The organism is Microbispora siamensis (assembly GCF_016863095.1).
Lineage (GTDB): Bacteria > Actinomycetota > Actinomycetes > Streptosporangiales > Streptosporangiaceae > Microbispora > Microbispora siamensis.
Window position 1 is genome coordinate 21,954 of sequence record NZ_BOOF01000034.1, and the last position, 25,503, is coordinate 47,456.

A 25,503-nucleotide genomic window follows, 5' to 3' on the forward strand; every position below is an offset into this window, starting at 1 on the left:
GCGGGTAACCAGGCGTCGGTGGATACCGTGCAGGTCATGCCGCCGAGCAGTACGGCTCGGCACGAAATCCATGACGATCGCGCAGGGGACAACCATGACTGAGAACCGGACCATGCCCGCCGTCGCCTTCCGGCGCAGCCTTCCCGTCGACGACCCGGAAAGCCTGCTGGACGTGGAACTGCCCGTGCCGCAACCCGGCCCGCACGATCTGCTGGTCCGGGTGGAGGCCGTCGCCGTGAACCCGGTGGACTACAAGGTGCGGCAGAACAGCGATCCGGGCGGCGAGCCCAAGGTGCTCGGCTGGGACGCCGCAGGCACCGTGGTCGCCGTGGGCGACGAGGTGGAGCTGTTCGAGGTCGGCGACGAGGTCTACTACGCCGGCGCGATCGACCGGCCCGGCGCGAACTCCCGGTTCCACGTCGTGGACGAGCGCATCGTCGGCCACAAGCCCGCCACGCTGTCCTTCACCGAGGCCGCCGCGCTGCCGCTGACCGCCCTCACGGCCTGGGAGGGCCTGTTCGAGCGTCTCGGCCTGCGCGGAGACGCGCTCGGCCAGACCGGAACGCTGCTGGTGACCGCGGCCGCGGGCGGCGTCGGCTCGATCGTCGTGCAGCTCGCCCGCGCCCTGACCGGGCTGACCGTGATCGGCACGGCCTCCCGGCCCGAGACGGTGGAGTTCGCCCGCCGGATGGGCGCCCACCACGTCGTGGACCACCGGGGGCCGCTGGCGAAGCAACTGGCCGAGGTCGCGCCCGGCGGCGTGGACCACGTCTTCAGCACGGCCGGCACCGACCGCAACCTCGCGGCCTACGCCGAGGCGCTCACCCCCTTCGGTCAGATCGTCGCCATCGACGACCACGACTCCCTCGACATCGGCGTGCTCAAGCCGAAGAGCATCTCGTTCCACTGGGAGCTCATGTTCACCCACTCGCTGTTCCGGACCCCGCAGCAGGTGAACCAGCACCGCATCCTCGACCGGGTCGCACGGCTCGTGGACGCGGGGGTCGTCACCACCACCGCCAACCGCGACCTCGGCCCGGTCAACGCCGCCAACCTCCGCGAGGCCCACCGGATCCTCGAATCGGGCACCGCGATCGGCAAGATCACTCTCACCGGCTTCTGAACAACCCCTTTCGGCGGGAACAACGGACAAGGCCCGGCCGGTTGGGGACCACAGGAACCGAGCCCGAAGACAACAGGAGTCGCGCATGCATGCCATCGTCGTCCCCGCTTACGGTGATTCCTCGGTGCTGGAGTACGCCGAGCGGCCCGATCCCGAGCCCGGCCCCGGTGAGGTGCTGGTCGACGTGGCGGCGACGGGCGTCAACTTCATCGACGTCTACCACCGCGAGGGCCGCTACCCGCTGCCGCTCCCGCTGATCCCGGGCGCGGAGGCGGCCGGGACCGTCACGGCCGTCGGCCCCGGCGTGACCGACGTGGTGCCCGGCGACCGGGTCGCCTCCGCCAGCGCGGTCGGCGCGTACGCGACCAAGGCCGTGGTCCCGGCGGACAAGGTGGTCCGGCTGCCCGACGGGCTGTCACCCGACCTCGCTGCGGCGGTGCTGCTCCAGGGGCTGACCGCGCACTACCTGACCCACTCCACGTACGCGATCCGGTCGGGCGACGACGTGCTCGTGCACGCGGCGGCCGGTGGCATGGGCCTGCTGCTCGTCCAGATGGCCAAGCTCCGCGGCGCCCGGGTGATCGGCACGGTCTCCAGCGCCGAGAAGGAGAAGCTCGCCCGGCAGGCGGGCGCCGACGAGGTCATCGGCTACGAGGGCTTCCCCGAGGCCGTCAAGGAGATCACCGACGGCGCCGGGGTGCACGTCGTCTACGACGGGGTCGGCGCCGCGACGTTCGACGGGTCGCTCGCGTCACTGCGGCCGCGCGGCATGATGGCGCTGTACGGCGCGGCCAGCGGCCCCGTCCCGCCGTTCGACCCGCAGCGGCTCAACGCGGGCGGCTCGCTGTTCCTGACCCGGCCCACGCTCGCGCACTACACGGCCACCCGCGAGGAGTTGCTGTCGCGGGCGAACGACCTGCTCGGCTGGGTCGCCTCCGGCGCGTTGAAGGTGCACATCTCCCAGCGCTACCCGCTCGCCGAGGCCCGGCGCGCCCACGACGACCTGGAGGGCAGGCGGACGACCGGCAAGCTGCTGCTGATCCCCTGAATCGCTGATCCCCTGAACCGCTGAACCGCTGAGCCCTGGAACCGCGGGGAACGTCCTCAGGCCGCCATGGCGATCAGCCGCTGCGCGGCCACCGCGGCGCCGCCGGTGCGCACCTCGCCCGCGACGGGGCGGATCCGATCACGTCAGCGGGTGGGCCGGCCATTCCAGGAGGCGGGCCCCGAGCACGGCCGTCTCCAGCGTGAACCGCTGCGTGGGGTCGCTCGGCGAGAAGCCGGTCAGCCTCCTGATCCGCTCCAGCCGGTAGGTGATGGCCCGCGTGCTGACGCCGAGCCTGCGCGCCGCCGCCGTGTGGTTGCCCTGGGAGGCGAAGACGGCCTCCAGCGTCTCCAGCAGCGGCTCGGGCCCGCCGCGGGCGGAGGTCAGCGGCCCGAGCACGGTGGAGACGAGGTCCACGATCGCCTCCCTGTCCCGCAGCAGCACCGGGAAGACCAGCAGGTCGGCCGCTTTCAGCACCTGGGCCCGCAGGCCCAGCCGCTCGCCGAGGTCGATCGCGTTGACCGCTTCCCGGTAGGAGGTGACGATCCCGCCGGGGCCCTGGTGGGGGCGGCCCACCCCCACCCGCCAGTCCGTGAGCGCGGAGCGTACGTGATGGGTGAACTCGCCGCTCGCGGCGGCCAGCGCGCCGGGGGACACGCACACCAGCAGGCCGTCGCGGACGGCGACCAGGATGTTGTGCGACCCGAACCTCGCCACCAGCGCCTGCTCGATCCTCCCGACCAGCGGGTCGCCCGCCGCCACCGGGGTGTCCGGCCTGGCCACGGTCACGACGTACGCCCCCGCGAGCCGCAGGCCGAAGTGCTCGGCCCGCTCGGCGTCCGCCCTGCCCTGCAGCAGGTCGTCGACGAACATGCGCCGGGCCTCCTCCTCCTGCCGGAGTGCGGCGCGCTGGGCCTCCTCGTATCCCTCGATGTAGGCCGCCATGCCGCGGCGTACGGCGCCGAAGGCCCCGCCGGCGGTGATCTCGGCGGCGTGCAGGCAGGCGTCGGCGAGCACCCGCAGCGGGATGCCGCGCTCGGCGGCGAGGGCGCCGCACTCGCGCAGGCCGTCCATGTCGGCGCGGCCGGGCAGCCTGCCGGTGGCGGCCGACGCGGCCAGAACCGACAGGAACCCGCCGAGTAAGTCGGCGGGCACCCCGGTCGCCTCGCTCACGCGAGCGAGAACGCTGTCCATCAGACTCCTACGTCACGCCGTTCGAAGGCGAGCAGCGCCGTCATGAGGAGGACGGCCGTCGCACCCAGCAGGACAAGGTAGTCACCGTACGGCCAGCCCTGATAGAGCGGCCTGCCGTCGAGGTAGTAGTGGACGGGCGAGATCCAGCGCAGCCAGGAGATCGCGTCGATGCTCTTGCCCATGGTCTCCACGATGTATCCGGCGACGCCCCACACGCCGACCACCGCGAGCGCGACCTGCTTGCGCCCGAACGCCGCGCCCACGCACAGCGTCAGCGTCCCGAAGAACAGCACGAGCAGGAACAAACCGGTGTGCGCGGCGAGGATGCTGCCGAACGGCACGTCCATGTCGGCGGCGGACGAGGCCCCGGTGGCGACGGCCAGCGTCACCAGCGCCACCGCGAGCAGGCCGAGCGCCAGCGCGGCCCAGCGCTCCAGAAGCAGCCGCCTGCGGTCGATCGGCAGCGTCAGCGTGAGCTCCAGCGTCTTGGCCTCCTCCGGGCCGGCGATGGCCCGGTTGCCGAGGATCGCGGCGCACATGGTGAACAGCAACGGGCCGAGGAGCTGGTAGGCGACCGCCTGGAGATAACCGCGCCCGGTCGCGATGTCGGCCATGCCGCCCATCAGGTCCCTCAACGCGCCCGGATACTTGGCGATGGCCTGCTTGCTGAACGTCTCGGGGTCGTTCATCATGCTCGCGTAGATCGAGATGTACATCCCGAGGAACGCGCACAGCCCGACCGTCCAGCCGATGAGGGCTCGGCGGTACTCCCCCAGGCTCTTACGCACCAGCGTGGGCATGGCGGCCCTCCTCCTCGCTGTAGTAGGTCAGGAAGATCTCCTCGAGGTCCGGCTCCGCGCTGACCATGTGGACCACGGTGTAACGGGCCGCCGCCTTGATCAGCGCGTCGGGCCTGCCGTCGATCGTGCAGCGCAGGCTCGCCCCCCGGACGACCACGTCGCGTACGCCCGGGAGCCCCTCGAACGACTCCTTCGGCACCGGCGCGTCGAAGTGGAGCTCCACGTGCCGTACGGCCCGCTCGCGCAGCGCGGCGATGTCCTCGACCGCGACGAGGCGGCCCGCGCGCACGATGCCCACCCGGTCGGCCACGTGCTCCACCTCGGCGAGCACGTGCGACGACATCAGGATCGTGTGGCCTGCCGTGCGCGCCTCCCGGACCATGGCCAGGAACTCCTGCTGCACCAGCGGGTCGAGCCCGCTCGTCGGCTCGTCCAGGATGAGCAGCTCGGGCTCGTGCATGAACGCCTGGATGAGCCCGACCTTCTGCTTGTTGCCCTTGGACAGCTCGCCCATCCTGATGGACAGGTCCGCGTCGAGCCGCTCGGCCAGTTCGTCGATCCTGCCGCGGCTCACCCCGCCGCGTACGTCGGCGAGGAACTGGAGGTAGTCGCGGGCCCGCTCCCTGCCCTCCAGGGCCAGCTCGCCCGGGAGGTAGCCGATCCGGGCGCGTACGCGCGGATCGCGGGTGTCGGCGCCGAGGACGGTCGCCCGGCCGGACGTCGGCCGGATCACGTCGAGGAGCAGCCGGATCGTCGTCGTCTTGCCGGCGCCGTTGGGGCCCAGATAGCCGAAGACCTCGCCCTGCCGGATTTCGAGGGTGAGGTCCTCGAGGCCTCGTCTCGTACCGTAGAACTTCGTCAGTCCTTCGGTCTCCACCACTGCTGTCATGCCGCAATGGTGGCGCTCCCGTCAGGCGCGGGGTATGCCCGCTTCCGGACACTTGCCGGTCGTGTTTGTTCCCACCTTCGGCAAAGCGGAGGTCACGACGTGCCGCACGTGGTGGAGCCGGGCAGGAGGTGGCGGTAGCGGGAGACCAGCCGGTAGCCCGCCTCGGCGACCCAGCTCACCGGCGGGGTCAGCATCACCCGGCCGGCCGCGCGCCAGGCCGCGCGCGGCTGCAGGGCGAGGAGCAGCGCGACGGCTCGCGCGCCGTGGGCGCGCAGCCCGTCCGGGCCCAGGAGCTGCACGGAGGCCGCGACCTCCTCGCGGGTCAGGCCCGCCGCGCCGAGGTCGAGGCCCTGCCATGCCCGCACGGCGGGCATGTACGGCAGGAACCGGTGCCCGGCGTTCACGCACGCCTGGCAGAAGGCGCAGTCGCCGTCGAAGACCAGCAGGACCGGGTGCTCTCCGCTTTCTCCGCCCATGCCGTCGAACCTACCAATCCTGGGGCGGATCATTCCGGTCTCGTGGTGGCGGCGCGGGCTGCCGTGACGCGCGCACCACCAGCACGGCGACCACGACCACCGCGACCACGACGCTGAAGACGACCGCGAAGACCAGCAGCAGGACGAGTGCACTCATCGTCGACCCCTTCCGCGGACCAGGCGTGCGGCGACGGCCAGGCCGACCGACGCGTACGACACCGCGCGCGCCAGCCATACGGACCTGGGGATGTCGGAGACGGCCGGACGGGGGCCGTCGCCCAGCTCCGGGCGGTGCTCGACCCGGCCACCGTAGTCGTTGGCCCCGCCGAGGCGTACGCCGAGGGCGCCGGCGAAGGCCGCCTCGCAGCGTCCGGAGTTGGGGCTGGGATGGCGGTGCCCGTCCCGCACGAGGACGGCCGCCGCGCGGCGCGGGGAACCGCCCACCAGGCCGGCGAGGCCCGCCGTGAGCAGGGCCGTCAGCCGGGCCGGCACGTAGTTGGCCACGTCGTCCAGCCGGGCCGAGGCCCAGCCGAACCTCTCATAGCGCGGTGACCGGTGGCCCACCATCGCGTCCAGTGTGTTCACCGCGCGGTAGCCGAGCAGGCCGGGCACGCCGAAGAGCGCGCCCCACACGAGCGGGGCGACGACGGCGTCCGAGGTGTTCTCCGCGATGGACTCGACCGTGCCCCGCGCGAGCTCCGCGGCGTCCAGCCCGGACGGGTCGCGCCCGCACAGGTGCGGAAGGCGTGCGCGGGCGGCGGCCAGGTCGCCGTCATCGAGGGCCCTGGCCATCAGCGCGCCCTCCCTGCCCAGCGTCGTGCCGCCGAGCACCGCCCAGGTGGCGGCTGCGGTGACCGCGGCCCGCGCGACCGGGCTCGACCGGGTCATCCGCTCGGCGAGCAGCCCCACGCCCGTCGCCGCGCCGACGCAGACGGTGGTGTAGGCCAGCCCCGCTAACCGCGAATCCCGATATATGCGCTTTTCTAGGGCGGCGGCCCGGCTGCCGAACACCGCGACGGGATGGCCCCGCCGGGGATCCCCCACCGCGGCGTCGATCGCGGCCCCGGCGAGCAGCCCCGCCGCCGTGGCACCGTCCATGATCCGGATCACGCAGGCATTCTGCCGTACGTGCCCCGTTTGTCACGAGATGGGATCGTCGCCGAGGAGGTGGCGCTGGATCGCGTCCTCGTTGGCGTCGAGCCAGGCGGCGGCGCGTCTGATCCGTCCGCCCGCGCCGCCGTCCCACATGCGCGCCCAGCCGCCGCCGAGCGTCCTGGCCCGGTCGCGCATGAGCGCGTAGGAGCGGCCGAACCGCACTCTGGCCGTCTCCACCAGCATGAGCCGGTCCCGCGCCGGCAGGCCGTACGCGTCGCAGAACAGCCGCACGCGGGCCGCCGCGTCCAGGGACCGCTGCAGCGGATCGCGGTCCAGCGGATCGGCGAGCGGGGCCCAGTGCCGCAACGTGGTGACCACGTCGAACAGCCGCGTCGTCGGCCTGGCCAGGTCGAAGTCGATCAGCGCGTACGGCAGGAGCCCCGCGCCGGGCCGCTCGCGGAAGACGACGTTGGCCGGGGTGACGTCGCAGTGGCCCACGAGCTCGGCGGGGCCCTCCGGCGCCGAGCCGTTCTCCCATACGGCGCCGGGAGGCGGGCTGAACGAGGCCGCCGCGTCGTGGAAGCGCCGCAGCAGCCGGGCCAGCGTGGTCAGCGCCTCCTCGCTCACCGCGTACGCAGGCAGGGGGTGTGCGGGCACCACGCCCTCGACGTACGTGAGGATCGCCCTGCCCCGCTCGTCGATCCCGAGAACCCTCGGCGCCCGGTCGAACCCGGCGGACTCCAGGTGCCGCAGCAGCGCGTGGACCGACGGCGACGAGGGCCGCATCGGCCGCCGTACGGTCGCGCCCACCCGTACGACCCCCTCGGAGACATCTCCGACGAGTGGGATCTCGCGTACGGACATGGCGATGCAGTGTAGCCGCGAGATCACCCGACCGCAGTCGGGCAGGCGAGTTCCCTTCGTGCCTGCCCCTGTGCGCGAGGGCGTCCCCGATGTTCACGCTGAGCAGCGTCGGCGCTGGGCCGGCCGGCCATCCCTGACGAGCACCGCCACCAGGCTCGAAGGCCCGCCGGAGGGGTGGTCCGGCCCATGTCCGGGAAACCGGGTGTGTACCCGGTCCCCGGATCATGCAGAATTAGGCACGAGCGCCCTTAGCTCAGCTGGATAGAGCATCGGACTTCTAATCCGACGGTCGGGGGTTCGAATCCCTCAGGGCGCGCTCCTCTCATCAGCCCATCTCCCCTCTGAGCTGGGCTTTCACATGATCGGGCTCTCGCCGAGGATGCAGCCGGACGCCACCAGATGCAGCCCCAGGCGGCCACTCCCGGAATATATCCGGAATGATCTTGGCCACGTTTCCGCAGGTCGCCAGGCGGATTCCGCCAACTTCCGGAATGATTCCGAGCCTCCCGGAACACGCCGAAGGGCCTCGGCATGGACCGAGACCCTTCGGCGATGCGTGCTCGTGTCGCCTCATCCGGTGAGAGCTTCCATGATCCGCTGGTTGGCGACGTCGCGTTGTCCGTCGATGCACTTGGCGTAGACCCTGAGCATCACGTCCACCCCGTGGCCGGCCCGCTCGGCGGCTTCCGGTGCGTGGACCCCTGCGTTGAGCCACAACGAGACGGCCGCGTGGCGCAGGTCGTACGGCCGAGCGGCCAGGGGCGAGGCGACCTGCTCGGGTGTGAAGGCGTAGCTCCGTGCCTCTTTCCAGACCTTCGAGTAGGCCGAGCCGGAGATGAGACCACCCGTCCTCGTACGGAAGAGCCGTCCGTCGTCGCCGACGCCGTGCCGCTCGATGTGCTCGCGGAGGATGGCGACCAGTTCGGGCGGGATCGGTACCTGCCGCGTGTCCTTCTCGCTGCGGTGCTTGAGCCCGCGATCGTCGTGGGTCTTGCCCGAGTCGGTGAAGCGCTTGTTGCTCTGCGGCTTGGTCTTCTCCAGGGTGAGCAGGCCCCAGCCGGATTCGGGAAGATGGCAGTCCTTCTCACGCAGCCCGGCCGCCTCAGCCGGACGCAGGCCGCCGAAGTACATGCAGGCGAACATCGCGGCCAGCATCGGCCCCCGCGTCCGGCCGCAGTAGGTCACGGCCGTCAGCAGCTCACGCGCCTGGGCGGGATTCACCACCGCCCGCCGATCGATCTCATCCGTCGACTTGGGACGGCGTAGCTTCACCCGGTCGAGTGGATTTGCCGAAAGCTCTTCCAGCTCTACGGCGTAGTCCAGGGCGTGATGGAACACGGCCCGCTTGCGCCGGTAGGTCGAGGCCGCCGCCGCGGAGCCGTCGAGGAGGAGCGCGAGCGCCTCCAGGGCCGCCCGTGCATGCTTGGCGTCCTCCAAGGCAGTGAGAGGCAACGAAGCCGCTTCCAGCCAGCGCAGCGCGCCCGCGATCTCAGGTGTAGGAGCCGGACGACGGTCGGCCGGCACGAACGCGAACTCTCGGAGAGCGCGCCGCAGAGTCTCGTCATCGGGGCGGCCCGGCCGGTCGCTGGTGAGCACGGGCGTGACGTTGGACAGCGCATCTGTCATGCCCTCCCGGCTCTTGGCCGCCGAGTGAGGCCAGCGGGTCTCGACGTAGGCGACGGCGAAGGCGAACCACGTGCGAGCGTTCTTCGCCTTGACCATGGATTCGGGGAGCCCGGTCTCAAGGTCGAAAGCTTCCCCGCGCTTGGCGGCCTGCCGCAGGTCCGACAGGTAGCTTTCGGCCAGGCCCTTCGTGCGGAACGTCGAGGACTTCTCGCGGGTGTCCACTGTCCACCGCACGGTGTGCGAGACGACCCGCTTCGGCTTCCCCGGCCCCTGGGAAGTCTTGTTCGCGCGGATCTCCCAGAACTTCACGTTGTAGGTCGGGTTCACGCCGCCTCCCGGAGGCTTTCCAACCAGGCGGTGAACTCGCTGCGGTAGATGCGGATCTCGCCGTTGGGGAGCTTGAAGCCCTGGGGTGCCTTGCCGATCTCGCGCCAGCGGTAGAAGGTGCGGACGGACACGCCGAGTTCGTCGAGGATCTCGGGGACCGTCATCAGCTTGTCGTCCTTTCTCATGCCGCCCTCCCTTCAGTTGCCGAAAGAACTTGTCCGTCTGCCGCGGCCTGGAGCCGGTCGAGGTGGTTGCGCCAGCGCTGGCGTTGGTGGACCGAGCGCAGAAGCCGGACGCCGATGGGGGCCAACTCGGGATCACCCGGCTTGACGGGCTTCCAGACGTAGCGGTGGGGATCGACCGGCTCGTCTTCGACGCCGAGCGCTTCGAGCACCCACGTGCGGCGGTCCTGCTTGTGCTCGGTCAGGGTCTTGTTCGACCACTTCCGCGAGACGAGCACGCGCCGCCCCGCGTAGCCGAGGTGATCGGGCTTGTGCGCCTTGCCCCTGCACCGGCCCGGAGCCATCCCCCGCTTGGCGCCCTTGGGCTGCACCCCGTAGCGCAGCCAGTTCGGGCAGGTCGGCGAGCATGGCTCGAACCGCAGCGCTTCCAGCAGCCGTTCGGCGTGGGCCTTGCGGCGTGGGTCGTCGGTGCCGAGCGCGTCACCGAGGCTCTTTGTCAGGTACTTCGAGAGGTACTGGATGAGCTGGTCAGCGTCGGGTGTACCGGCAAGCACGCTCTGAATGTCGAGCTGGTCGCCGAAGCGGAGCACGTGCAGGGGTTCGGCGTCTTCGTCCTGGTCGAGCCGGTCGAGGGCCTGTTCCCAGGTCGGCAGCACTTCCCCCGTGGTCGGGTCGAGGTAGCCGGCCCCGTCCTCCCAGACCGGCAGGTGGTCCCCCTCGAAACGAACGTCATCGGCCGGAGGCCACCACACCTGGTGATACGTGGCCGCGATGATCTGCCGCAGCTCCGCACGGGGCAGGGTGCCGCGGATTGCCATATGCAGGTGCGGAGCGAGCCGCTTCTGAGGCTCGACGGTGGCGAAGTACTGCACGTCATACCCGGCGACCCGGCGGAGGTTCTGCACGAAGCGGTCGACGAGCTTGGAGAAGTGCAGCGCATCCCGGGCCGCCCGGCCGTAGTCGTACCGGTCAGGGTCAAGGGGAGCACCCTCCAGCACCCGGCCATACGACGGCAGGGTGAGCGTGACGAACATCGACGGCCGGTAGACCTTGCCGTCCGAGCCGGTGAAGGTCCGCCCGAGCGTGGTCTTGGTCATCTGCCGCTTGGGCAGGTCCGGGGCGTCCTGCCGCCGCTTCGTGGACCGCGTGCGCTTGCCGGAGGTGCGGCCGAGGACGTTGCCGCGCATCCCGGCCCGGTTGATCTCCTCGTCCAGGTCCTCGATCGCGGCGTCCAGGTCGGTGGTGTCGCCGCCGGCCTTTTCCACCTCGTCCCGCCACGCCTGGGCGTCGGCCCGCAGCTCCACGAGGTGACGCTGATACTCGTCGGCGTTGTTGGGCAGGTTGACGGGCTCGTGGTCGAGGTGCCAGCCCTCCCGGCACTGCGCCCGCCGAAGCTGCCGATTGCGCTTGGCGCACGGCGGGCACTTGCTCTCCAGCGTGGCGCCGCACGGGACGTCGATGACTTCGGTCTGTCCGGTGAGGATGTCCTGTCGCCGGAGCGGGACCGGGCGGATGCACACCCCGTACTGCTTGGCGATCTCCTCGACGACGTCCCGGGCCAGTGGCATCGCCATGCGGACAGCGCGAGGGGTGGCCCTGTCGTTCGTGACTGTCACTGATCACCGCCGGAGGGCTCGAAGATCACGGTTGCCTTCTCGCCGCACTCGCGGCACTCGATGACGCCCCGGACCGGGTAGAGCCACAGCGCGTTGCGGGTGCCGCAGGCCGCGCAGGTGAGCTCGTCGAGGAGGTGGGAGATTTCAACCACGGGCATGCGCCCCCGCCCTGCCAGCCGAGAAGGTAGCGACCATGGCGCGGATGTCCTCGTCGGAGACGTAGGCCGCGCGCACGCGGATCGGGTCGGGTGAGGTTTCCAGCCGGACGTAGCCGACGCCCGCGCCGAGTTCGGGGACCGGTGAGATGCGGTCAGCGAGGGCACCCCGGTCGCGTGCGCCGTCGCCGAGGACCATGTCCACCTGTTCGCTCTCGTCGAGTCGCAAAGCGATCTTGTCGGGGAACAGGTTGCGGATGTTCATGACCTCCTTGCGGGGGTCCTGGAGCGCGGCCATGACGCCGACCCCGACGGCGCGGCCTTGGGTGGTGAGCGTGGCGAGGGCCGCTTTGGTCCGCTCGCGGAGGCCCTTGTCGGACTGGTAGGCGGTCAGGAAGGCGACCTCGTCGACGACGACCAGGACGAAGGGGTCGGCCACGTTGGGTGTGTGGGAGCGCTGGTTGCCGCCGAACCGGTCGGCCCGCTCCTGCATCACCGAGACGGCGGCCTCCAGCAGGTCGGCGCATTCGGCGGGGGTGGCGGCGTAGCGGGTGCCGAACAGCGCCCGGCCGAAGGACAGCTCCATCCGCTTGGGGTCGAGCGCCCAGACCTGCACCAGGCCCGCCCGCATCGCGGGGAGCAGACCGCGAATGGCGCTCCACAGGTAGGAGCCTTTGCCCGCGCCGGTCGCGCCTGCGATCAGGACATGTGTGCCGTGGACCTTGAGCCGGTACGGTGTGCCGTCCTCGCACCGGCCGATCTCGACCGGCCCCACCGAGGCAACCTCGGGGATGGGCACAGCCGGCAACGGCTCGGCGAGGGGGTCATGCCGGGGCAGGGTCAGCACGAGGCGACCGGCGCGGGCGATCGACACCCGGCAGCTTCGGGCACCGAAGCCGTGCGCGAGGTGATCGGCGCGGTCGGTCCAGTCCTTGACCGCCTGCCCGTTCAGCATCTTCACGTTGACCAGGTCGGCCCACGAGGTGCACCGGACTTTGACCAGGCGGGGCAGGTAGTCACGGCCGCGCAGGTGCCGACCGAGCCCGGAGACGATCATCACCGGTTGCCAGTGCCGCCGGTAGACCCAGACCAGGCGCCACCAGGCCAGCAGCGGCCAGCCGACGACGCGCAGGAAGGAGTCCCGTTCCAGCAGCACCCATGACAGGCCCATCGCGGGCAGGAACCCGGCCAGGATCACGGCCATGCGCCAGCCGTAGGTCAGGGTGACCACGGCCGGAGCTGCTGCGGCGGTGCAGGCGATCGGGTGCCGCCACAGCGTCCGGACGAGCCTGCGTAGCAGGCGGGCCAGCCAGATCACGATGGTGACGATCGCGGGGGTTCGCATGACGGCCGGGCGGAAGACGACGGCCGTGTCTGGGGTGGTGGAGATGAGGTTTCGTGCCTCGTCTCCGGACAGTCTTCTCAGCATTAGGCTGGAGTCCTCTCAAGCATTGGAGTGCGTGGGAGATCCGAGGGGCCGCCGGAAGTTGCCGCTTCCAGCGGCCCCGCTTGCGTGTCAGGCCGCCGAACCGTCGACGCCGGGAAGGGCGAGCTGGTCGGAGTCGGCCTGCTGCTGCTCGATCAGGCGCTCGCAGCCGGCGAGGTAGTGGGATGCGGCCTGGACGATCTGCCGGGCGATCTCGACGTCCCGGGGGGTGACCGGCCCGGCCGCGGTGGTCGAGACGGTCACGTCCACACTCGGGCTGGTAATGGCGAAGTAGGGCCGCCCGGAGTCCAGCACCGAGGCCCCGGCCCGCAGCTCGGGCGAGTAGAACGAGATGCCGACGTTGGCCGGGTTGCCGGGGCTGAGCGAGAGCGTGACGTAGGTGTAGGGGTCGCGGAGCATCAGGCCGCCACCTCCTTACCGGCCGCGCCGGTCTGCTTGGTCGAGGCGGCCCCGGCGCGGGGAGCGCGCATGCTCCTCGCTCGCAGGGAGTAGGCCAGGCGTCCGGTGGTCTGGTGGACGTACGGCGTGACCGTCATCCCCTCGAACTCGACCGGCGTAATGGGCAGGCCCGGGGTGGGGGTCGGCGGGACCGGCTGCACCGGCGCGATGATCTTCACCGCGACCGTCTTCTGGGCGAGCTTGGCGGCCGGGTCGGCGTCCATGACGGCGACCTGCCAGACCAGTTCCCCGGTGGTCTTGTCCTTGGCGAACACGGTGCGCCCGCCGGTCGAGGCGGTGAAGTCCTTGACCTGCTCCACCTCCCCCACGAGGTAGCAGCCGTGCGGGAAGACGTGCTCGAAGGCGATCGGGATGGGTCCTTGGATGGCCATGTGCGTGATTCCTTTTGCTCGGGACGAGCAGCTCATGCGCTCGTCCACTTGTCCGATTGAGTTCTACTGTAAGCCTTGCCCACTCGTCCGCACAAGTAACCGAGCGAGACGAGCGGGGTAAGACTTAGCTCACCTGGTAGACATCCTCAAGTTCGTGCAGGTCACCGGGCAGGGCCACGCTCAGCACCAGGAGCACGGTCCCCGCCGGGTCATGGATGGTCGCCAGCACGCCGAGCACCGGGGACGAGGAGCCGAGGAGTTCGGCTTCCTCCTTGGTTGGCTTCCGTGCGGTCAGGCGTTCGGTGACGTGGTCGATCCGCAGATGCTTGACCGCCTGGAGGTGCTGCCGGACGCCATGCCGTAGCGGATCGGGCTTGTCCAGGTCGGTGCCGAGGGCGATCTCCAGGGGGAACCACAGGGTTTCCGCCGCCGATACCCGGTCGCCCTGCCGGGCAATTCGGTGACGGGCGATCACGGGGGTTCGCTCATCGACGCCCATCAGCTTGGCGACGTGCCGGGGAGCCGGCACCCGGGCAACACTGACGATGTTCTCGGCGCTCTCGGGATGCTCGGCGGCCGACAGGCCGGGCCGTACCCGCTCAGGTGGGCTTTCGGGGCGGCCCTTCACGAACGAGCCGCGGCCGTGTTCGCGCTCGATCCAGCCTTGCATGGCAAGGGTCTGAAGCGCCCGCACAACGGTGGTACGGCCGACGCCGAACTCCCGGACAAGTTGCGTCTCCGAGGGCAGCATGTCGCCGGGCGCGTACTCCCCATCCCGGATACGCTGCTGAATCGCCGTCATCACCTGGGCGTACTTCGGCGGGGCGAAGTCCATGCTCATGTTAAGCGCCCAATCACTTTTCCACTTGTCTGCATAAGCACAGTAGCGGCTAAGCGAATGTCTGTCAGGACCTCAGCCACCAGCGGGAAGGCTATTGAGCCCGCCCGGACAGCAGCGCCAGCCACACCGCCCGCGCCTCGGCCACCCGCCAGGCATGGGTGTGCGCTACCTCCGGCTTCAACTCATCCCCCTTGAACCGGCGGATGTAGGCCAGGCCGCCAGCTGCGCACAGCTCGTACCAGGTGTTGCGGTGCTCGTGGCAGGTCCAGGCGAGCACCCGCGACGAGGTGAACTGCCCGGGCTTGTGCCAGGCGAGCGGCTTGGCCCCGTTCTGCAGTGGCGGGAGATGTGGGGATGGGCACGGCCCGCCCCATGCCGGGGTGGGGTTGCTCACCGGTCGGTCCGTTCGAAACGGACTTGCCCGGCCGCATCAAGCGTCGCCCGGAAGATAATCCGGCGGGACCAGTCATCCGGTACGGTCCCGAAGTCGTAGACCCGGTGCGTGATCCTCCCCCACGGCCGCCGAGCCGGATCCATCCGGCGCAGCGCCGTGCGCAGCTCGTCCATCGAGGTGGCCTGTCCCGCGCTGGTCCCGCACGGCCCGAGCACGTCGGTCCCGTCAGCGGTGACGAAGACCTCCCACTCGAACATCTCCACGAGCACCTGTCCGCCGTCGCAGTGCAGGCAGTCCTCCCGCGACGAGGTCTCCAGGCCGAGCGCCACGGCGGCGACCTGCCCGCGTCGCGTGACGATCTTCCAGCCGCGACCGTCGCACGCGGTGCACTTAACTGGTGTGGTCATGCCGGAAAGAATGGATCGCAGACGAATCCAGTCCTATTCCCGGGGGATATATCACCGTGCGATATAGAGTTCTCAGCACGAGCCATGCACCACCAGCCTGGGCGAACAACCGGAGGCCGGAATGCACGGGAACGCTTTCGAGCCGATCCAGCTACCCGCACGGGTATGGGACCGCGACGAAAGCAGGGAAATCCTCAGAAAACGCGACGTAGCGGGCTTGTTCACTCTCGCTGTCAAGTACGCGGGCGCCAGCCAGGTCCGTCTCAGCGCCGCCACTGGCATCGCCCAGGGCCGGATCAGTCAGCTCATGCGAAGACAGCGACAGGTCACCGATCTTGAGGTCTACGAGCGTATTGCCGCCGGCCTCGGCCTGCCCGATCACGCGCGTATGCTGCTCGGCCTCGCCCCGCTCGACATCGCCTCGCCCACTGGCGACCACGGCGACGAGCACCAGGAGCAAACCGAGGAACTCACCGCCCGCATCGAGGCCGCCGCCGCCATCGACCCGACGATGGTGATGATCCTCAACACCGACACCAACAATCTGCGCCTACTGGACCGCCGACTCGGCAGCGCCGCCATCGCCGACAAAATGCGCGCCCAAATCACCCAGATAGAACGCGCACAGCGTCATGCCGTACGGCCCGGCATACGCGCACAGCTCGCTCACGTCCTTGCGCAAACGGAGTCATTGGCCGGATGGCAGGCCATCAACACCGGCGCTCTCAACGACGCCTGGAACCACTACGAGAACGCAAAGGCCGCCGCCCGCGAAGCCGATGACCCGGCCGTCATTGCTCACGTCTCCGCCGAACAGGCATACGTGCTTATGGACCTGGGACAGCCCGCCCGAGCGACCGAGGTGCTGCAGTACGTGCAGGCTGTCTATCGCGATCGCATCCCCGCTCGGCTGCGTTCGTGGCTTTCAGCGGCCGAGGCCGAAGCTGCCGCGATCCTGGGCGACGAGGCGACCTGCCGGGCCGCACTCGACCAGGCCTCCGCTCTCCTGCCAAGCGGGCACAGCGACCCGGACATGCCCTACCTGTCGCTCGACATCCACCATCTGGCCCGGTGGCGCGGCAACTGCCTCGTCCGGTTTGGCGACCCCGGCACCATCGAGGACCTACGCTCAGCGCTGGCGGGGATGGACGGCACTTACAACCGTGCCGAGGCCGCGCTTCGCTGCGACCTGGGACACGCCCTGCTGGCCCTGGGCGACCCGGAGGCCGCCCAACCACACATCCAGCGCGCGAAGCACCTCGCGGCCATGACCGGCTCACGCCGACAGCGCAAGCGCATCGACGAGCTCAGCCGGCGACTTAACCGCGCTTTCCGTTGAGCCGATCCCGAGCCGCATACAGACCCACCAGCGTTCCCGAGGTCCAGATGTCCCCCCGGGCGATCATGTCCGGGATCTCCTTCATTGGGACCCACTCGATCAGGTCCGCCTCGATCTCCCCGCTGGGCTCCTTCACCAGCTCGGCGCCGCGGGCAAGGAACAGGTTGTGCTCCGAGTCGACCATGCCGGCCATCGGCTGATAGGTCACCAGGTGCTCGATCTCCTTGACCCGATAACCGGTCTCTTCCTCCACCTCACGGGCCGCCGTCGTCATCGGATCCTCCCCCGAGTCGACCAGGCCGCCCGGCAGCTCCCAGCCCCAACGGTCGAACAGGAAGCGATGCCGCCACATCATCAGCACCCGATGTTGCTCGTCGACCACCACAGCGATGGCCGCCCGGTCCAGATGCACCGCGTGATGCTCGAACCGCTCTCCGTCCGGGATCTCGACGTCCACCAAGCCCAGCCGGATCCACCGGTTGTCATAGATCAGCCGCTCACCATGCACGACCCACCGCGACCGCTCTTCGTTGGTAGCCACACAGCGAAGCTACCGCCCAACATCGCTCACGTACACCTGGATCTCAGTGGTGGAGAGTGCGGCGAGCGGTTGGCCTCACAATTTCGATGCCTCCGATTCCAAGGAAGCGAGGTTTGTACTGAACTCCCCCACCCATAGAGCCGTTTCTCGCTCGACCAGTTCATTTAATTCTCGGGCAAACTTGCGAACCTCACCCAAGAGTTCCACAAAGGAAACCTCCACCTCTTGCCTGGGCTCCGTTGCGGCAAATCTTTCAGCCCACGATATTTGAAAGTCTGTCAGGATGCGCTGTACCGCCATTCCGGATGATACATACCGCATCCAGGACGAGGAGAACCCGCAAACCCGATCCAAGGCGATTCCGGCCGCACCCATTCCAAGAAATAGATATCCCCAAATAGCCAGCTCCGCTTGACTTGCAGCCACTGCAACAACCGGGAATAAGCCACCTATGGTGAGAAATGCTGCAGCGTATACACGCAAGCGCTTAGACCACTTGGCCTTCTTTCGCTTTTCATGCATATACCAGTTAAGGGTAGTAATTCCTACATCCTCTGCCCACCTGTAGAGAATGTGCGCACAACGCGTGGCGCCTTCCTCCCATGGCATTTCCGGAAAAGCGTTGGAGAAGATATCTCCCTTCTCAATGAATCTAGCCCCAGACACAGTTCCCCAGCCTTCGAAAGCGGTTAATCAAAGTACGAGGTTTCCGATGCATTCCAACGACGCCACCGTCTGGCGTCAAATACATCCCACTTCGAGTCACGCCAGATCTCCATACAACTATCTAGATCAAGCAAATCGGCGATCTCAGATTGGCGAATGGTATCCACCAAGGGCTCCAGGCGTCCGCGGTGATCCGCGAGGAGTGTTAGCAAGACAGAGAGGGCAACAAGGGACGGATCCTTCTCGTCCAGGCTGCAACCTCCTTGGTTAGCAAGCGCCGGCACCGCCTCTCGCCACGGGTTACTACTAAGAAGGTATCTACTCCCCCCTACGACAACCGCGCTTTCGCCTGACGTAAAGCCACTTGATTCTACCGGCCTAAGCGGCACGCGAATAGGTGCCGAAAAGGAGCTTCTAAGGTTTCTGTCGGTCCGCTCCGAGAGCCGACCGAGATCAATACCACTGCTCCAGATCTCATCGCTACTCCACAGAGCTCCCGCTTCCTTAGAAATCCACTTCGCATCACAACGCCGCCGCGCGATATCTCCATGGATCTCGGCCACCTGCCACGATTCGCGCAACAATTCATCGGTGATCGATCTGCCTAAGCGAGTACAAAGGATAGGCCCATCAGGTAGTGCGAGATGTTCCCCTCCTAGAACCTTTCGGAAGTCAGAGAACGAGGTTGAACCCGGAACTTCTCGAAGAAGGTATTCGATGTGCTCAGCGAATCCGCTCTCGATTGTCCAAAGAAACTCTTGCTCGCCAAGCTCGCTCGCGGAGACCTGCGTCCTCTTTCCGTTCTCTTCGACAACATATATCGGCACCTTTTTGAGCGATTCCTGCAGAAGCTGAGGTAATTCTACGCCCCCTCGACTATTCGTCAGAGGGTGCAAGAGAATGGACGCTTCTCCAGTAGCCCAGGTTAGCGAGTAGCTACGATTCTCGTGGAGGTCACGGACTTCGCTTACCACGTGATCACAGTAGGCGTCGTACACTCCCTTTAGCGTCTCCCTGAACTCCGACGTAACTTCCAATGCAGAGCGAGCCACGTTGGTCCTAGGTGCCCCCGGTCCGGAAGCATTACCTATCGCCCATATAGGCGAGTCCTCCCGATAACCTGGAGCCTCGAAGTTTACCCTTATCCCCTCGACGCACATGCCGCACCAATAGTAAGAACGGCCTTTGCCGGCTCGCCGAAGACGCGAGTCACTCGATGGCGGCGTCAAAAACGACCATTCTTTGAAGTAAGGATCCCAGACGACAGCGTAGGCAATGGACAAATTCCCTTTTCCGTACTCAACAATACGGACTGGCCGTTTCGTCTCGGAATGAGTGTCTGGATCTTCTACTGTGATCCCCGCCTCGCGCAGGGACGCGCGGAGAGCATCAGCCACCGAATCATACCCTACCGATATTTCCTCACCTGCCTCCACGTGAACGGAAATCCTGCAGCCAGGAAGGACAATCCAGCGCCGGGCGAGACCCACCACATCCGGCATTATTGCGCTGGGACGTATCTTAAGCCGCACCATTGTGCCATGCGAGCCGATCTCTCTCGCAATAGCATCCTCGCTCTTGTTCAAAAGTCGGATCAGATACTTTCCATGCACAGAGCGAAGGGAAAGGTAACGGGCCTCTTGTTGCTCCTTGTGACAGGTGACCACCTCCACTTGATCGGCCAGCATAAACGCAGAGAGAACGCCAATCCCAAATCTACTGATGGGGTGAAAGTTGGGGTTCTCCTTTTGGAACTGAGGGTCCTGATAACGACTAGAGCCAGCACGCAGGAAATTCTTCTCTATAATTTCTTGAGTCATACCCGTGCCGTTATCCCACACCTCAAGACTTCGCTCGTTCTCGTTCCACCTAACCTGGATGCGGCCATCAGTAAGGGCCTGGTTTCCATGCGCAAGTCGCACCGCATCTATAGAGTTTTGCAGCAGTTCACGAAGCACAACACTGGAGTCGTTATAGAGTGTATGACCGGTTAGCAGGTCGAGAATTTTAGCTTGGTCGAGCGTAAATTCAAACGGCTGCGAGAGGAAGCCTCTAGTCTCGATATTACTAGTATCGATTTTGCGCCAAGGGAACTCGTGAAAAGTTCCTCGACTACGCGAAGACGCTGCAATCCATTCATGGCTTTTTTGGAGTTGCTCTTGAGCATAAGTTAGATACGAAGTTAGCCCAAAAAAGCCATCGGCATTTGAGAACCGCGCGTGAACCTCAATAGTATCGCGCGGCATATCTGCAGATAGGTTGCCTTCGGCGTCTACACCATATCGGGCCCTAACCGCGCGAACGGCAGACTGTTTGGCCCACTCCGTTTGACTAATTGGATCTCTGGGATTGATAATCCTGTAGGTAATTGACGGCGTGCGATCTTTAGTTATATGCAGCAGATCGATTGTCCTAAGGAGAACCGCTGCATATTGCACATTCGCCGTTTCTTGAGGATGACCGCCGTACGGTCGGGATACAGGATAACGCGTCAGATCATGAAGATCGTCGAGGTGGTGGCTTTCGCATACCACTGCCAAGTCGTCAAGAAACACGTCATCTAATGCACCAAGGATACGCTGCACTTCAGCAGCGATTTCAGAGGTTATACCCATAGACGGAGCTGGACGCCCCTCTATCCATGCCCTGACCCGTGATGCATGATACGTGCGCACGAATTCTTGATATAGAAACCGCTCTCGCTCATCCTCGTTCAGGTCACGAAGACGTGCAACATAGTCTCGCCCCAAATCGTCATCAGCGCGCAAGATCTCATCGCGGAATGCCGGAAAGGCGGACTGTTCCCTGCTCGCATACTCTTCACGAGTCACTAACATTCCGAGATCATGGAAGTAAGCCGCCAGAACCGTAAGAAGCCAATCCGCTGACGTCATGATCTTCTTAGTGGCATCAGGAACGATCCACTCAAGATGGCTAAGCATGGCATCCACGTGACCAATGTCGTGCTTAGTGTATTCGTCAAATATGTTATGAGATCCAATTCTTGACAAGAGTTCCGTAATCTCACGCTTCGCCTGGAGGAGGCTAAACCCGCCAAAAGCCGGCAGTTTCGAAGCTTGTTCGGCCGACTTCTCAGCGTACGAGATCGTTGCATCCAACATTTCCCGAAAATCCTCCCTCTAGGGCGAATATCGTTTTTCGTATACATCGGTGTATCGGCAACGATGTTACAGGTCTCACGGCCCACCGAACCAAACATGTCCGATAAGTCGCCTTAATCCCTTATGTCATAGTTGATATGCTGATGCCACTTAAACCCGTTTGGCTGCATAGCTTCGAGGCCTTGCCAGTCTCCATGTGAACCAGAGCAATGGGCTCGATCGAAATGCAACATACCTGGTTGCCGAATTTCGCTTTTATGGATCAAGGCGGCGGCGCGGCGCGCCGCCGCACTGCGGCCCGTCGCCCGCCCGCCGTCCGGGCGTGCGGCCTGGGGGCCGGTCCCGGCCGGCAGCGGCTCGGGCCGCCCACTGCACGCATGCCACGCCGTACCCACCGCGCTCGCCGATGCAGCCCCGCGCCGCCCACTGGCCCCACCGGCAGGCCGCCGTGGTACTACCGAACGAATCCACGGGGTTGCTGTCCTCTATGCCTCCGGCGGGGGCCTCTGGCTCCGGGATGATCGCCCGCGCCACGGGGCGAGACCGTAAGTGGTTGCGGAGGCTGATCGTCCCGTCGCCATCGCCCAGGACAAGCCGAGCGGGCCATGGCCACGGGGTCAAGGTCGTTCGTCCAGTAGGGCGCTCCACCTTGACCCCGTGGCCCTGGCCCGCTTCCCCTGCGGGTGGGACGAAGGCGACGGGACGATCAGTCAGCGCGGACGCTTCTCTATACGACAGCAAAACCCGCTTTCGGTCGTGTGGCCAGCCCGTCACACTGGGCAACGTGGAAGCTACGTCTATACCTTCGCGTCGGTTCGGACCTGAGTTCGTGGACGAGTACCGGAGGCGCCATGGCAACAAGACGCCACAGGGTCGCGCTCTCACCTACGAGAACGCCGTCAATGAGGAGTTCGCGTCTCGTCGGGAATGGCTGGACGAGCAGCTATCGAAATTGCCCGTCCAGCAGGCTGACCAACTCGCCCGAAGGGTGTGGCAAGACGATCACTATTGGTCTGTCCACTTCGAGATGGCAGTCGGTGCCGCGCTCCGTCAAACAGGGCTGACAGTTACCTACGATCACTCCTGGTACCACCAGACTCCTGATTGGACGGTGTTTTCAGCCACAGGTGAGCCGCTGTGTATCGTCGAGGTCCACACCGCATCGCCAGCGCAGGTGACCTACAAGAACATGCGGGCGTGGCACCAACTGACCCAGCACATCAAGACGATCCCGATCGGTGTAGTTCTCATGCTAGAACCTACCGACAGGCCGATCGCAGCCCCGGAGTCAAAGGTAGCTAAGAAGATCGCGGGAGAGGTGCGGAAGGCACTATGCAGCCCTTTTTGCCCGTCCCGCATACCCACTAGCTTCGGCTATACCTTCCTTATTCAGGGCGACGGCTACGGAGGAACCCTCCCCTCTCCATTCGGCCTGTATGCCTGCTTCGAGCCACCCAGTTCAATCGCTGGCCAGATCAGCGCGGCACAGATTGTCACGCCCGTTAGAGGCAAGATCAGCAAGTATCGAAAGCTGGTTGAGGAGCACGAGCTCCCGCTTGTGGTGGCGGTTGGCGCCCACCCCTTCACCGGCCTGGGGCTTCGAGAACTCGACGACCTACTTACCGGCGAGCAGGTCATCACCTTCCAGTTCAAACCCGGGGACACTTACATCGGCGAGGCTGCCATCCCTCCGCCTCGGTGGGACATGCCCGCAGAGTTGGCGGGTCTGCTGTGGATCGACAACAAGTTTCCCTTCACTGTGACGAGCCGGCCCAACCCCTCCGCGCATCGACCTATGCCTGCCCTCTTGGCCAACCTGGGCTCCTGACCTCCCATCCCGAAGATCCGGAACATGTCCGGAATGCTCTTTCTTGGGACGAGCACGGCCGACAGATCGGCCCCAGGTCAGCGCACCATCGGGTCAAGAAACGGCGATCCACTTCTAATCCGACGGTCGGGGGTTCGAATCCCTCAGGGCGCGCTCCCCACCTAGCCTGGTTGGCCTCTGACCTGGGCTTCTGCTTGATCGTGCCGCGATCGCGTACGTCGCCGAGAGCCACGGTTTATCGCCAGTCACGGGATATACGCGGGATGATGTTGGTCGCGTTTCCCCAGGTCGCACGGCGCTTTCGGGGCCTCTGCGGGATGAGACACGCTCCTGAGAACGCCGAAGGGCCCGAAGCTCCGAGACCCTTCACTGACGCCGTTCCCACTTCTTACGACTCCTGATCCACCACCGCCGCCAGCCGGTCTGTTGCGGCGTCGGCGATCTTTCTCGCTTGCTCTCGGATCTCGTCGTCACTTGGTGGGGTGTCCCGTATGTCCTCCCAGTCATCCACCATCCCCTGCAGCAGATAGATCTCCTTGGGACGATCGCATTTGTCGCCGAGTTCGAAGATCAGGAAGTCCGCACCCTTGGCGATCGGAACCGTGCTCTCAGCGATGCCCCGCGCGACATCCCGGGCGACCTCCCATGGCGTGCGCTGGAGATCAATGGGCGGAAAGCCGCTCTCGACCAGCACCTCACGGACGAGCGGCTCGACTTCGGTCATGGAACCGATGGACAATGCGTGGCCCGCGAGTTCCCAGACGGCAGGACAGTTGAGACCGGCCTCGATGAGCTCGCAAGCCAGCCAACCGGCCTCCGGCGCGGTCCCGGAGAGCCGCCCCCAGAGAAGGTCACCTCGCAGCTCAGCCAACCGATTCCTGAGCTCAGGGGAGAATTCCACCAGACCAGTATTCCGCGATTGATCACTCATGAGGCCAGAGCGCCTCTATGCACTGGTTGGCGATCTCGCGTTGTCCGTCGATGCCCGCGTACTCCAGTACGTGATGGAAGACCCGGGACAAGCCGAGCAGACCAAGGCCGGTTGACGGCATACGGGGTGATCAGGAGGGCGGGCTGTACGCGCCGCGTTGTAAGGCCACGGGTCGGCTCCTCCTCGTACGCTGACCTTCGTGGATCTCCAATCCGTGGACTGGGCTGCAATTCCCGGCCCGAAGTGGTACTCGCCCCAATGTGTGACGGAGGCCTTCAGGGCCTTGATGCGGACGACATGGGCTGACGAGGATCAGGGCCACGGTATTCGCTCAGTCGTCGGTAATGATCACGCCGGCACCCTCTACCCGGCCGCTGTCGCAGGCACAGACGTATTGCTGCACATCATTGCCACCTGCCCCGGCGCGCCAAGGAACACCGCCCTATGCGTCCTTTTGGATTGGTGGGGATGCTTCCAACCCGAACCGGGTTTCGAGGCGTACACAGATCAGGATGGACACCGAGTCGAGATCATCCCCGCGATAATACAGCGGGTAGAGCAAGCAGCCGACACCATGCGCACCATCGCAGAGCACGACACACAGACACGAGGGCTGGTCCGAGAACTGCTCCGCAGCCTCGACCGAGGATGGACCGTCGAGGAGTAGCAGACGGCCGACAGCCAGCTCGCCGGGCCATTGGCGGGCCATTAAGCAGGGCGATGAGGGGGCAACCACCGTCACTCGTGACCGACCCCAAGCCCAGGTCAGTGACCCTAACGGCCGTGATCCATGCAATTCCCAAGCTGACAGCGCGGGTTCGATCCCCGTCACCCGCTCCACACGGAAGCCGGGTCCCCAACGGTCCACGAATACAGGTTCTGATCCTGGCTGACCTGATCAAGCCTGCGCCCTGAGAAAATCGCTGGGTGATGAGCCCTTTGATCCGTTCAAGAACCATCAAGGATCTGCGTGCCTGCATCGATGCTCTCGCCACTGTGCATGCTTGCGATCGCTATCCAGTGGACTGGCCCGCCGATCCCGGGCGATGGCTGACACCTTCCAACCTTGTTCAAGCATGGGTGGTGGTTGAAGGCTCTGACGTCGTCGGACACGTGGGGCTCTCACAGCTGGACGCGGCAACGCTTGAACCGCCCCTCGCCCAGGCCATCGGTACGTCGGCCGGTCCGGTCGGATCGATCACCCGGCTCTTCGTCACTCCTCAGGGGCGAGGCTACGGGCATGCCACTCGCCTCCTCGACGTGGTCGGCAAGAAGGCCGCCGATCTAGGAATACCTCTCGTGCTCGACGTATCCGACGACGGCCACGCGGCCATCGCCCTGTACGAACGTGCCGGATGGCAACGCGTGGCAAGCGCCCGAGCCGAGTGGCTGAACGCAGCAGGCGAGAACGCTTTGCTGCACTACTACATGAGTCCCGAGACAACGCGGAAGCAGCATCGCCCCGATCCCCGCCTGGAGCGGCAACGATGACCGTCACCGCCCCGACCGCGGCGAAAACAGGTAACTCAACACCACATCGCATCGCATCGCCGTCACCCAGGCTCGTTGCCACGAAGGCACCCCTGCCCTGGTCAAACGACGCCAGGAGACCACCAGGGATACCGGGAAAGGGCGGCCTTAGCGTCCTGCAACGGCACCTTTCAGACGTGATCTACCATGTCCTCGTCGACGACCACAACAGACACCGGGACCAGGAAACACCGGCCAGCACGGAGTAGACCCCAGGGGGGTGTCTTGTCGCATA

General features: G+C 66.3%; 26 protein-coding genes and 1 tRNA gene. 6 read left to right on the top strand and 21 right to left on the bottom strand.

All coding sequences use genetic code 11. The features are described 5' to 3' along the window. Positions 1-94: 94 nt before the first annotated feature. Both Msi02_RS27605 and Msi02_RS27610 read left to right on the top strand, forming a co-directional pair. On the top strand, positions 95-1,123 hold the full coding sequence (locus Msi02_RS27605) for a zinc-binding alcohol dehydrogenase family protein (RefSeq protein ID WP_204050966.1): 1,029 nt from the start codon (positions 95-97) through the stop codon (positions 1,121-1,123). An 85-nt stretch (positions 1,124-1,208) separates the two neighbouring features. After that, on the top strand, positions 1,209-2,171 hold the full coding sequence (locus Msi02_RS27610; protein ID WP_204050967.1) for a quinone oxidoreductase family protein: 963 nt from the start codon (positions 1,209-1,211) through the stop codon (positions 2,169-2,171). Positions 2,172-2,309: 138 nt separating this feature from the next. Here Msi02_RS27610 and Msi02_RS27615 read toward each other — a convergent pair whose 3' ends face one another. The 7 genes from Msi02_RS27615 to Msi02_RS27645 form a co-directional block, all read right to left on the bottom strand. Then, a complete protein-coding gene (locus Msi02_RS27615; protein WP_239108760.1) occupies positions 2,310-3,362 on the bottom strand; it encodes a PucR family transcriptional regulator in 1,053 nt (350 codons plus the stop codon). Then, positions 3,362-4,162: an ABC transporter permease subunit gene (locus Msi02_RS27620; protein ID WP_204050968.1), complete on the bottom strand. Its 801-nt coding sequence runs from the start codon at positions 4,160-4,162 to the stop codon at positions 3,362-3,364. Before Msi02_RS27620 ends, Msi02_RS27615 begins: the two co-directional genes overlap by 1 nt. Next, a complete protein-coding gene (locus Msi02_RS27625) occupies positions 4,143-5,051 on the bottom strand; it encodes an ABC transporter ATP-binding protein (protein ID WP_204050969.1) in 909 nt (302 codons plus the stop codon). Before Msi02_RS27625 ends, Msi02_RS27620 begins: the two co-directional genes overlap by 20 nt. Before the next feature lie 92 nt (positions 5,052-5,143). Further along, positions 5,144-5,527, bottom strand: coding sequence for a thiol-disulfide oxidoreductase DCC family protein (locus Msi02_RS27630; RefSeq protein ID WP_204050970.1), 384 nt, complete (start codon positions 5,525-5,527; stop codon positions 5,144-5,146). Positions 5,528-5,537: 10 nt separating this feature from the next. Beyond that, positions 5,538-5,684: a hypothetical protein gene (locus Msi02_RS27635; RefSeq protein ID WP_204050971.1), complete on the bottom strand. Its 147-nt coding sequence runs from the start codon at positions 5,682-5,684 to the stop codon at positions 5,538-5,540. After that, a complete protein-coding gene (locus tag Msi02_RS27640) occupies positions 5,681-6,625 on the bottom strand; it encodes a cobalamin biosynthesis protein (RefSeq protein WP_204051057.1) in 945 nt (314 codons plus the stop codon). Before Msi02_RS27640 ends, Msi02_RS27635 begins: the two co-directional genes overlap by 4 nt. Positions 6,626-6,667: 42 nt before the next feature. After that, complete coding sequence (locus tag Msi02_RS27645) at positions 6,668-7,486, bottom strand: phosphotransferase (RefSeq protein ID WP_204050972.1); 819 nt, start codon at positions 7,484-7,486, stop codon at positions 6,668-6,670. A 242-nt stretch (positions 7,487-7,728) separates the two neighbouring features. Here Msi02_RS27645 and Msi02_RS27650 point away from each other — a divergent pair. After that, positions 7,729-7,802, top strand: a tRNA-Arg gene (locus Msi02_RS27650). Between the two features lie 254 nt (positions 7,803-8,056). On the opposite strand, the gene Msi02_RS27655 is transcribed toward Msi02_RS27650, so the two are convergent. From Msi02_RS27655 to Msi02_RS27700, 10 genes are all read right to left on the bottom strand, one after another. Next, a complete protein-coding gene (locus tag Msi02_RS27655) occupies positions 8,057-9,439 on the bottom strand; it encodes a tyrosine-type recombinase/integrase (protein ID WP_204050973.1) in 1,383 nt (460 codons plus the stop codon). Then, positions 9,436-9,624, bottom strand: a complete 189-nt coding sequence (locus Msi02_RS27660; RefSeq protein WP_204050974.1) for a helix-turn-helix transcriptional regulator — start codon at positions 9,622-9,624, stop codon at positions 9,436-9,438. The genes Msi02_RS27655 and Msi02_RS27660 overlap by 4 nt, the downstream gene beginning before the upstream one ends. After that, positions 9,621-11,195 carry a replication initiator gene (locus tag Msi02_RS27665; RefSeq protein WP_239108761.1) on the bottom strand — a complete coding sequence of 525 codons (1,575 nt, stop codon included), beginning with the start codon at positions 11,193-11,195 and terminating at the stop codon, positions 9,621-9,623. The genes Msi02_RS27660 and Msi02_RS27665 overlap by 4 nt, the downstream gene beginning before the upstream one ends. 38 nt (positions 11,196-11,233) lie before the next feature. Next, a complete protein-coding gene (locus Msi02_RS27670; RefSeq protein WP_204050976.1) occupies positions 11,234-11,395 on the bottom strand; it encodes a hypothetical protein in 162 nt (53 codons plus the stop codon). Then, the gene (locus Msi02_RS27675) at positions 11,382-12,821 is read right to left on the bottom strand and encodes an FtsK/SpoIIIE domain-containing protein (protein WP_204050977.1); all 1,440 of its coding nucleotides are present in this window, start codon (positions 12,819-12,821) and stop codon (positions 11,382-11,384) included. Before Msi02_RS27675 ends, Msi02_RS27670 begins: the two co-directional genes overlap by 14 nt. Positions 12,822-12,908: 87 nt before the next feature. Beyond that, positions 12,909-13,238, bottom strand: a complete 330-nt coding sequence (locus Msi02_RS27680; protein ID WP_204050978.1) for a 4a-hydroxytetrahydrobiopterin dehydratase family protein — start codon at positions 13,236-13,238, stop codon at positions 12,909-12,911. Continuing rightward, on the bottom strand, positions 13,238-13,669 hold the full coding sequence (locus tag Msi02_RS27685) for a plasmid replication, integration and excision activator (RefSeq protein ID WP_204050979.1): 432 nt from the start codon (positions 13,667-13,669) through the stop codon (positions 13,238-13,240). The genes Msi02_RS27680 and Msi02_RS27685 overlap by 1 nt, the downstream gene beginning before the upstream one ends. Before the next feature lie 124 nt (positions 13,670-13,793). Next, positions 13,794-14,510 carry a GntR family transcriptional regulator gene (locus Msi02_RS27690; protein WP_204050980.1) on the bottom strand — a complete coding sequence of 239 codons (717 nt, stop codon included), beginning with the start codon at positions 14,508-14,510 and terminating at the stop codon, positions 13,794-13,796. A 91-nt stretch (positions 14,511-14,601) separates the two neighbouring features. Continuing rightward, positions 14,602-14,904, bottom strand: a complete 303-nt coding sequence (locus tag Msi02_RS27695) for a hypothetical protein (RefSeq protein ID WP_204050981.1) — start codon at positions 14,902-14,904, stop codon at positions 14,602-14,604. Next, the gene (locus tag Msi02_RS27700; protein ID WP_239108762.1) at positions 14,901-15,311 is read right to left on the bottom strand and encodes a hypothetical protein; all 411 of its coding nucleotides are present in this window, start codon (positions 15,309-15,311) and stop codon (positions 14,901-14,903) included. Before Msi02_RS27700 ends, Msi02_RS27695 begins: the two co-directional genes overlap by 4 nt. A gap of 121 nt (positions 15,312-15,432) precedes the next feature. Between Msi02_RS27700 and Msi02_RS27705 the strand changes: the two genes are divergently transcribed. Next, entirely contained in the window at positions 15,433-16,650 is a 1,218-nt protein-coding gene (locus Msi02_RS27705; protein ID WP_204050982.1) for an NsdA family TPR-like regulatory protein, read from the top strand. Here Msi02_RS27705 and Msi02_RS27710 read toward each other — a convergent pair. The 3 genes from Msi02_RS27710 to Msi02_RS27720 form a co-directional block, all read right to left on the bottom strand. Further along, a complete protein-coding gene (locus tag Msi02_RS27710; protein ID WP_204050983.1) occupies positions 16,631-17,191 on the bottom strand; it encodes an NUDIX hydrolase in 561 nt (186 codons plus the stop codon). The two genes, Msi02_RS27705 and Msi02_RS27710, sit on opposite strands and share 20 nt — an antisense overlap. A gap of 75 nt (positions 17,192-17,266) precedes the next feature. Next, a complete protein-coding gene (locus Msi02_RS27715; RefSeq protein ID WP_204050984.1) occupies positions 17,267-17,857 on the bottom strand; it encodes an SLATT domain-containing protein in 591 nt (196 codons plus the stop codon). Positions 17,858-17,880: 23 nt separating this feature from the next. Next, positions 17,881-20,979: an HD domain-containing protein gene (locus Msi02_RS27720; protein ID WP_204050985.1), complete on the bottom strand. Its 3,099-nt coding sequence runs from the start codon at positions 20,977-20,979 to the stop codon at positions 17,881-17,883. 829 nt (positions 20,980-21,808) lie between these two features. Here Msi02_RS27720 and Msi02_RS27725 point away from each other — a divergent pair. Continuing rightward, the gene (locus Msi02_RS27725; protein ID WP_204050986.1) at positions 21,809-22,807 is read left to right on the top strand and encodes a hypothetical protein; all 999 of its coding nucleotides are present in this window, start codon (positions 21,809-21,811) and stop codon (positions 22,805-22,807) included. A 388-nt stretch (positions 22,808-23,195) separates the two neighbouring features. Here the strand turns inward: Msi02_RS27725 and Msi02_RS27730 are convergent, their stop codons facing one another. Beyond that, positions 23,196-23,708, bottom strand: coding sequence for a hypothetical protein (locus Msi02_RS27730; protein ID WP_204050987.1), 513 nt, complete (start codon positions 23,706-23,708; stop codon positions 23,196-23,198). Positions 23,709-24,668: 960 nt separating this feature from the next. On the opposite strand from Msi02_RS27730, the gene Msi02_RS27735 reads away from it, so the two are divergent. Then, positions 24,669-25,229 carry a GNAT family N-acetyltransferase gene (locus Msi02_RS27735; protein WP_204050988.1) on the top strand — a complete coding sequence of 187 codons (561 nt, stop codon included), beginning with the start codon at positions 24,669-24,671 and terminating at the stop codon, positions 25,227-25,229. The last annotated feature ends 274 nt before the right edge of the window (positions 25,230-25,503 follow it).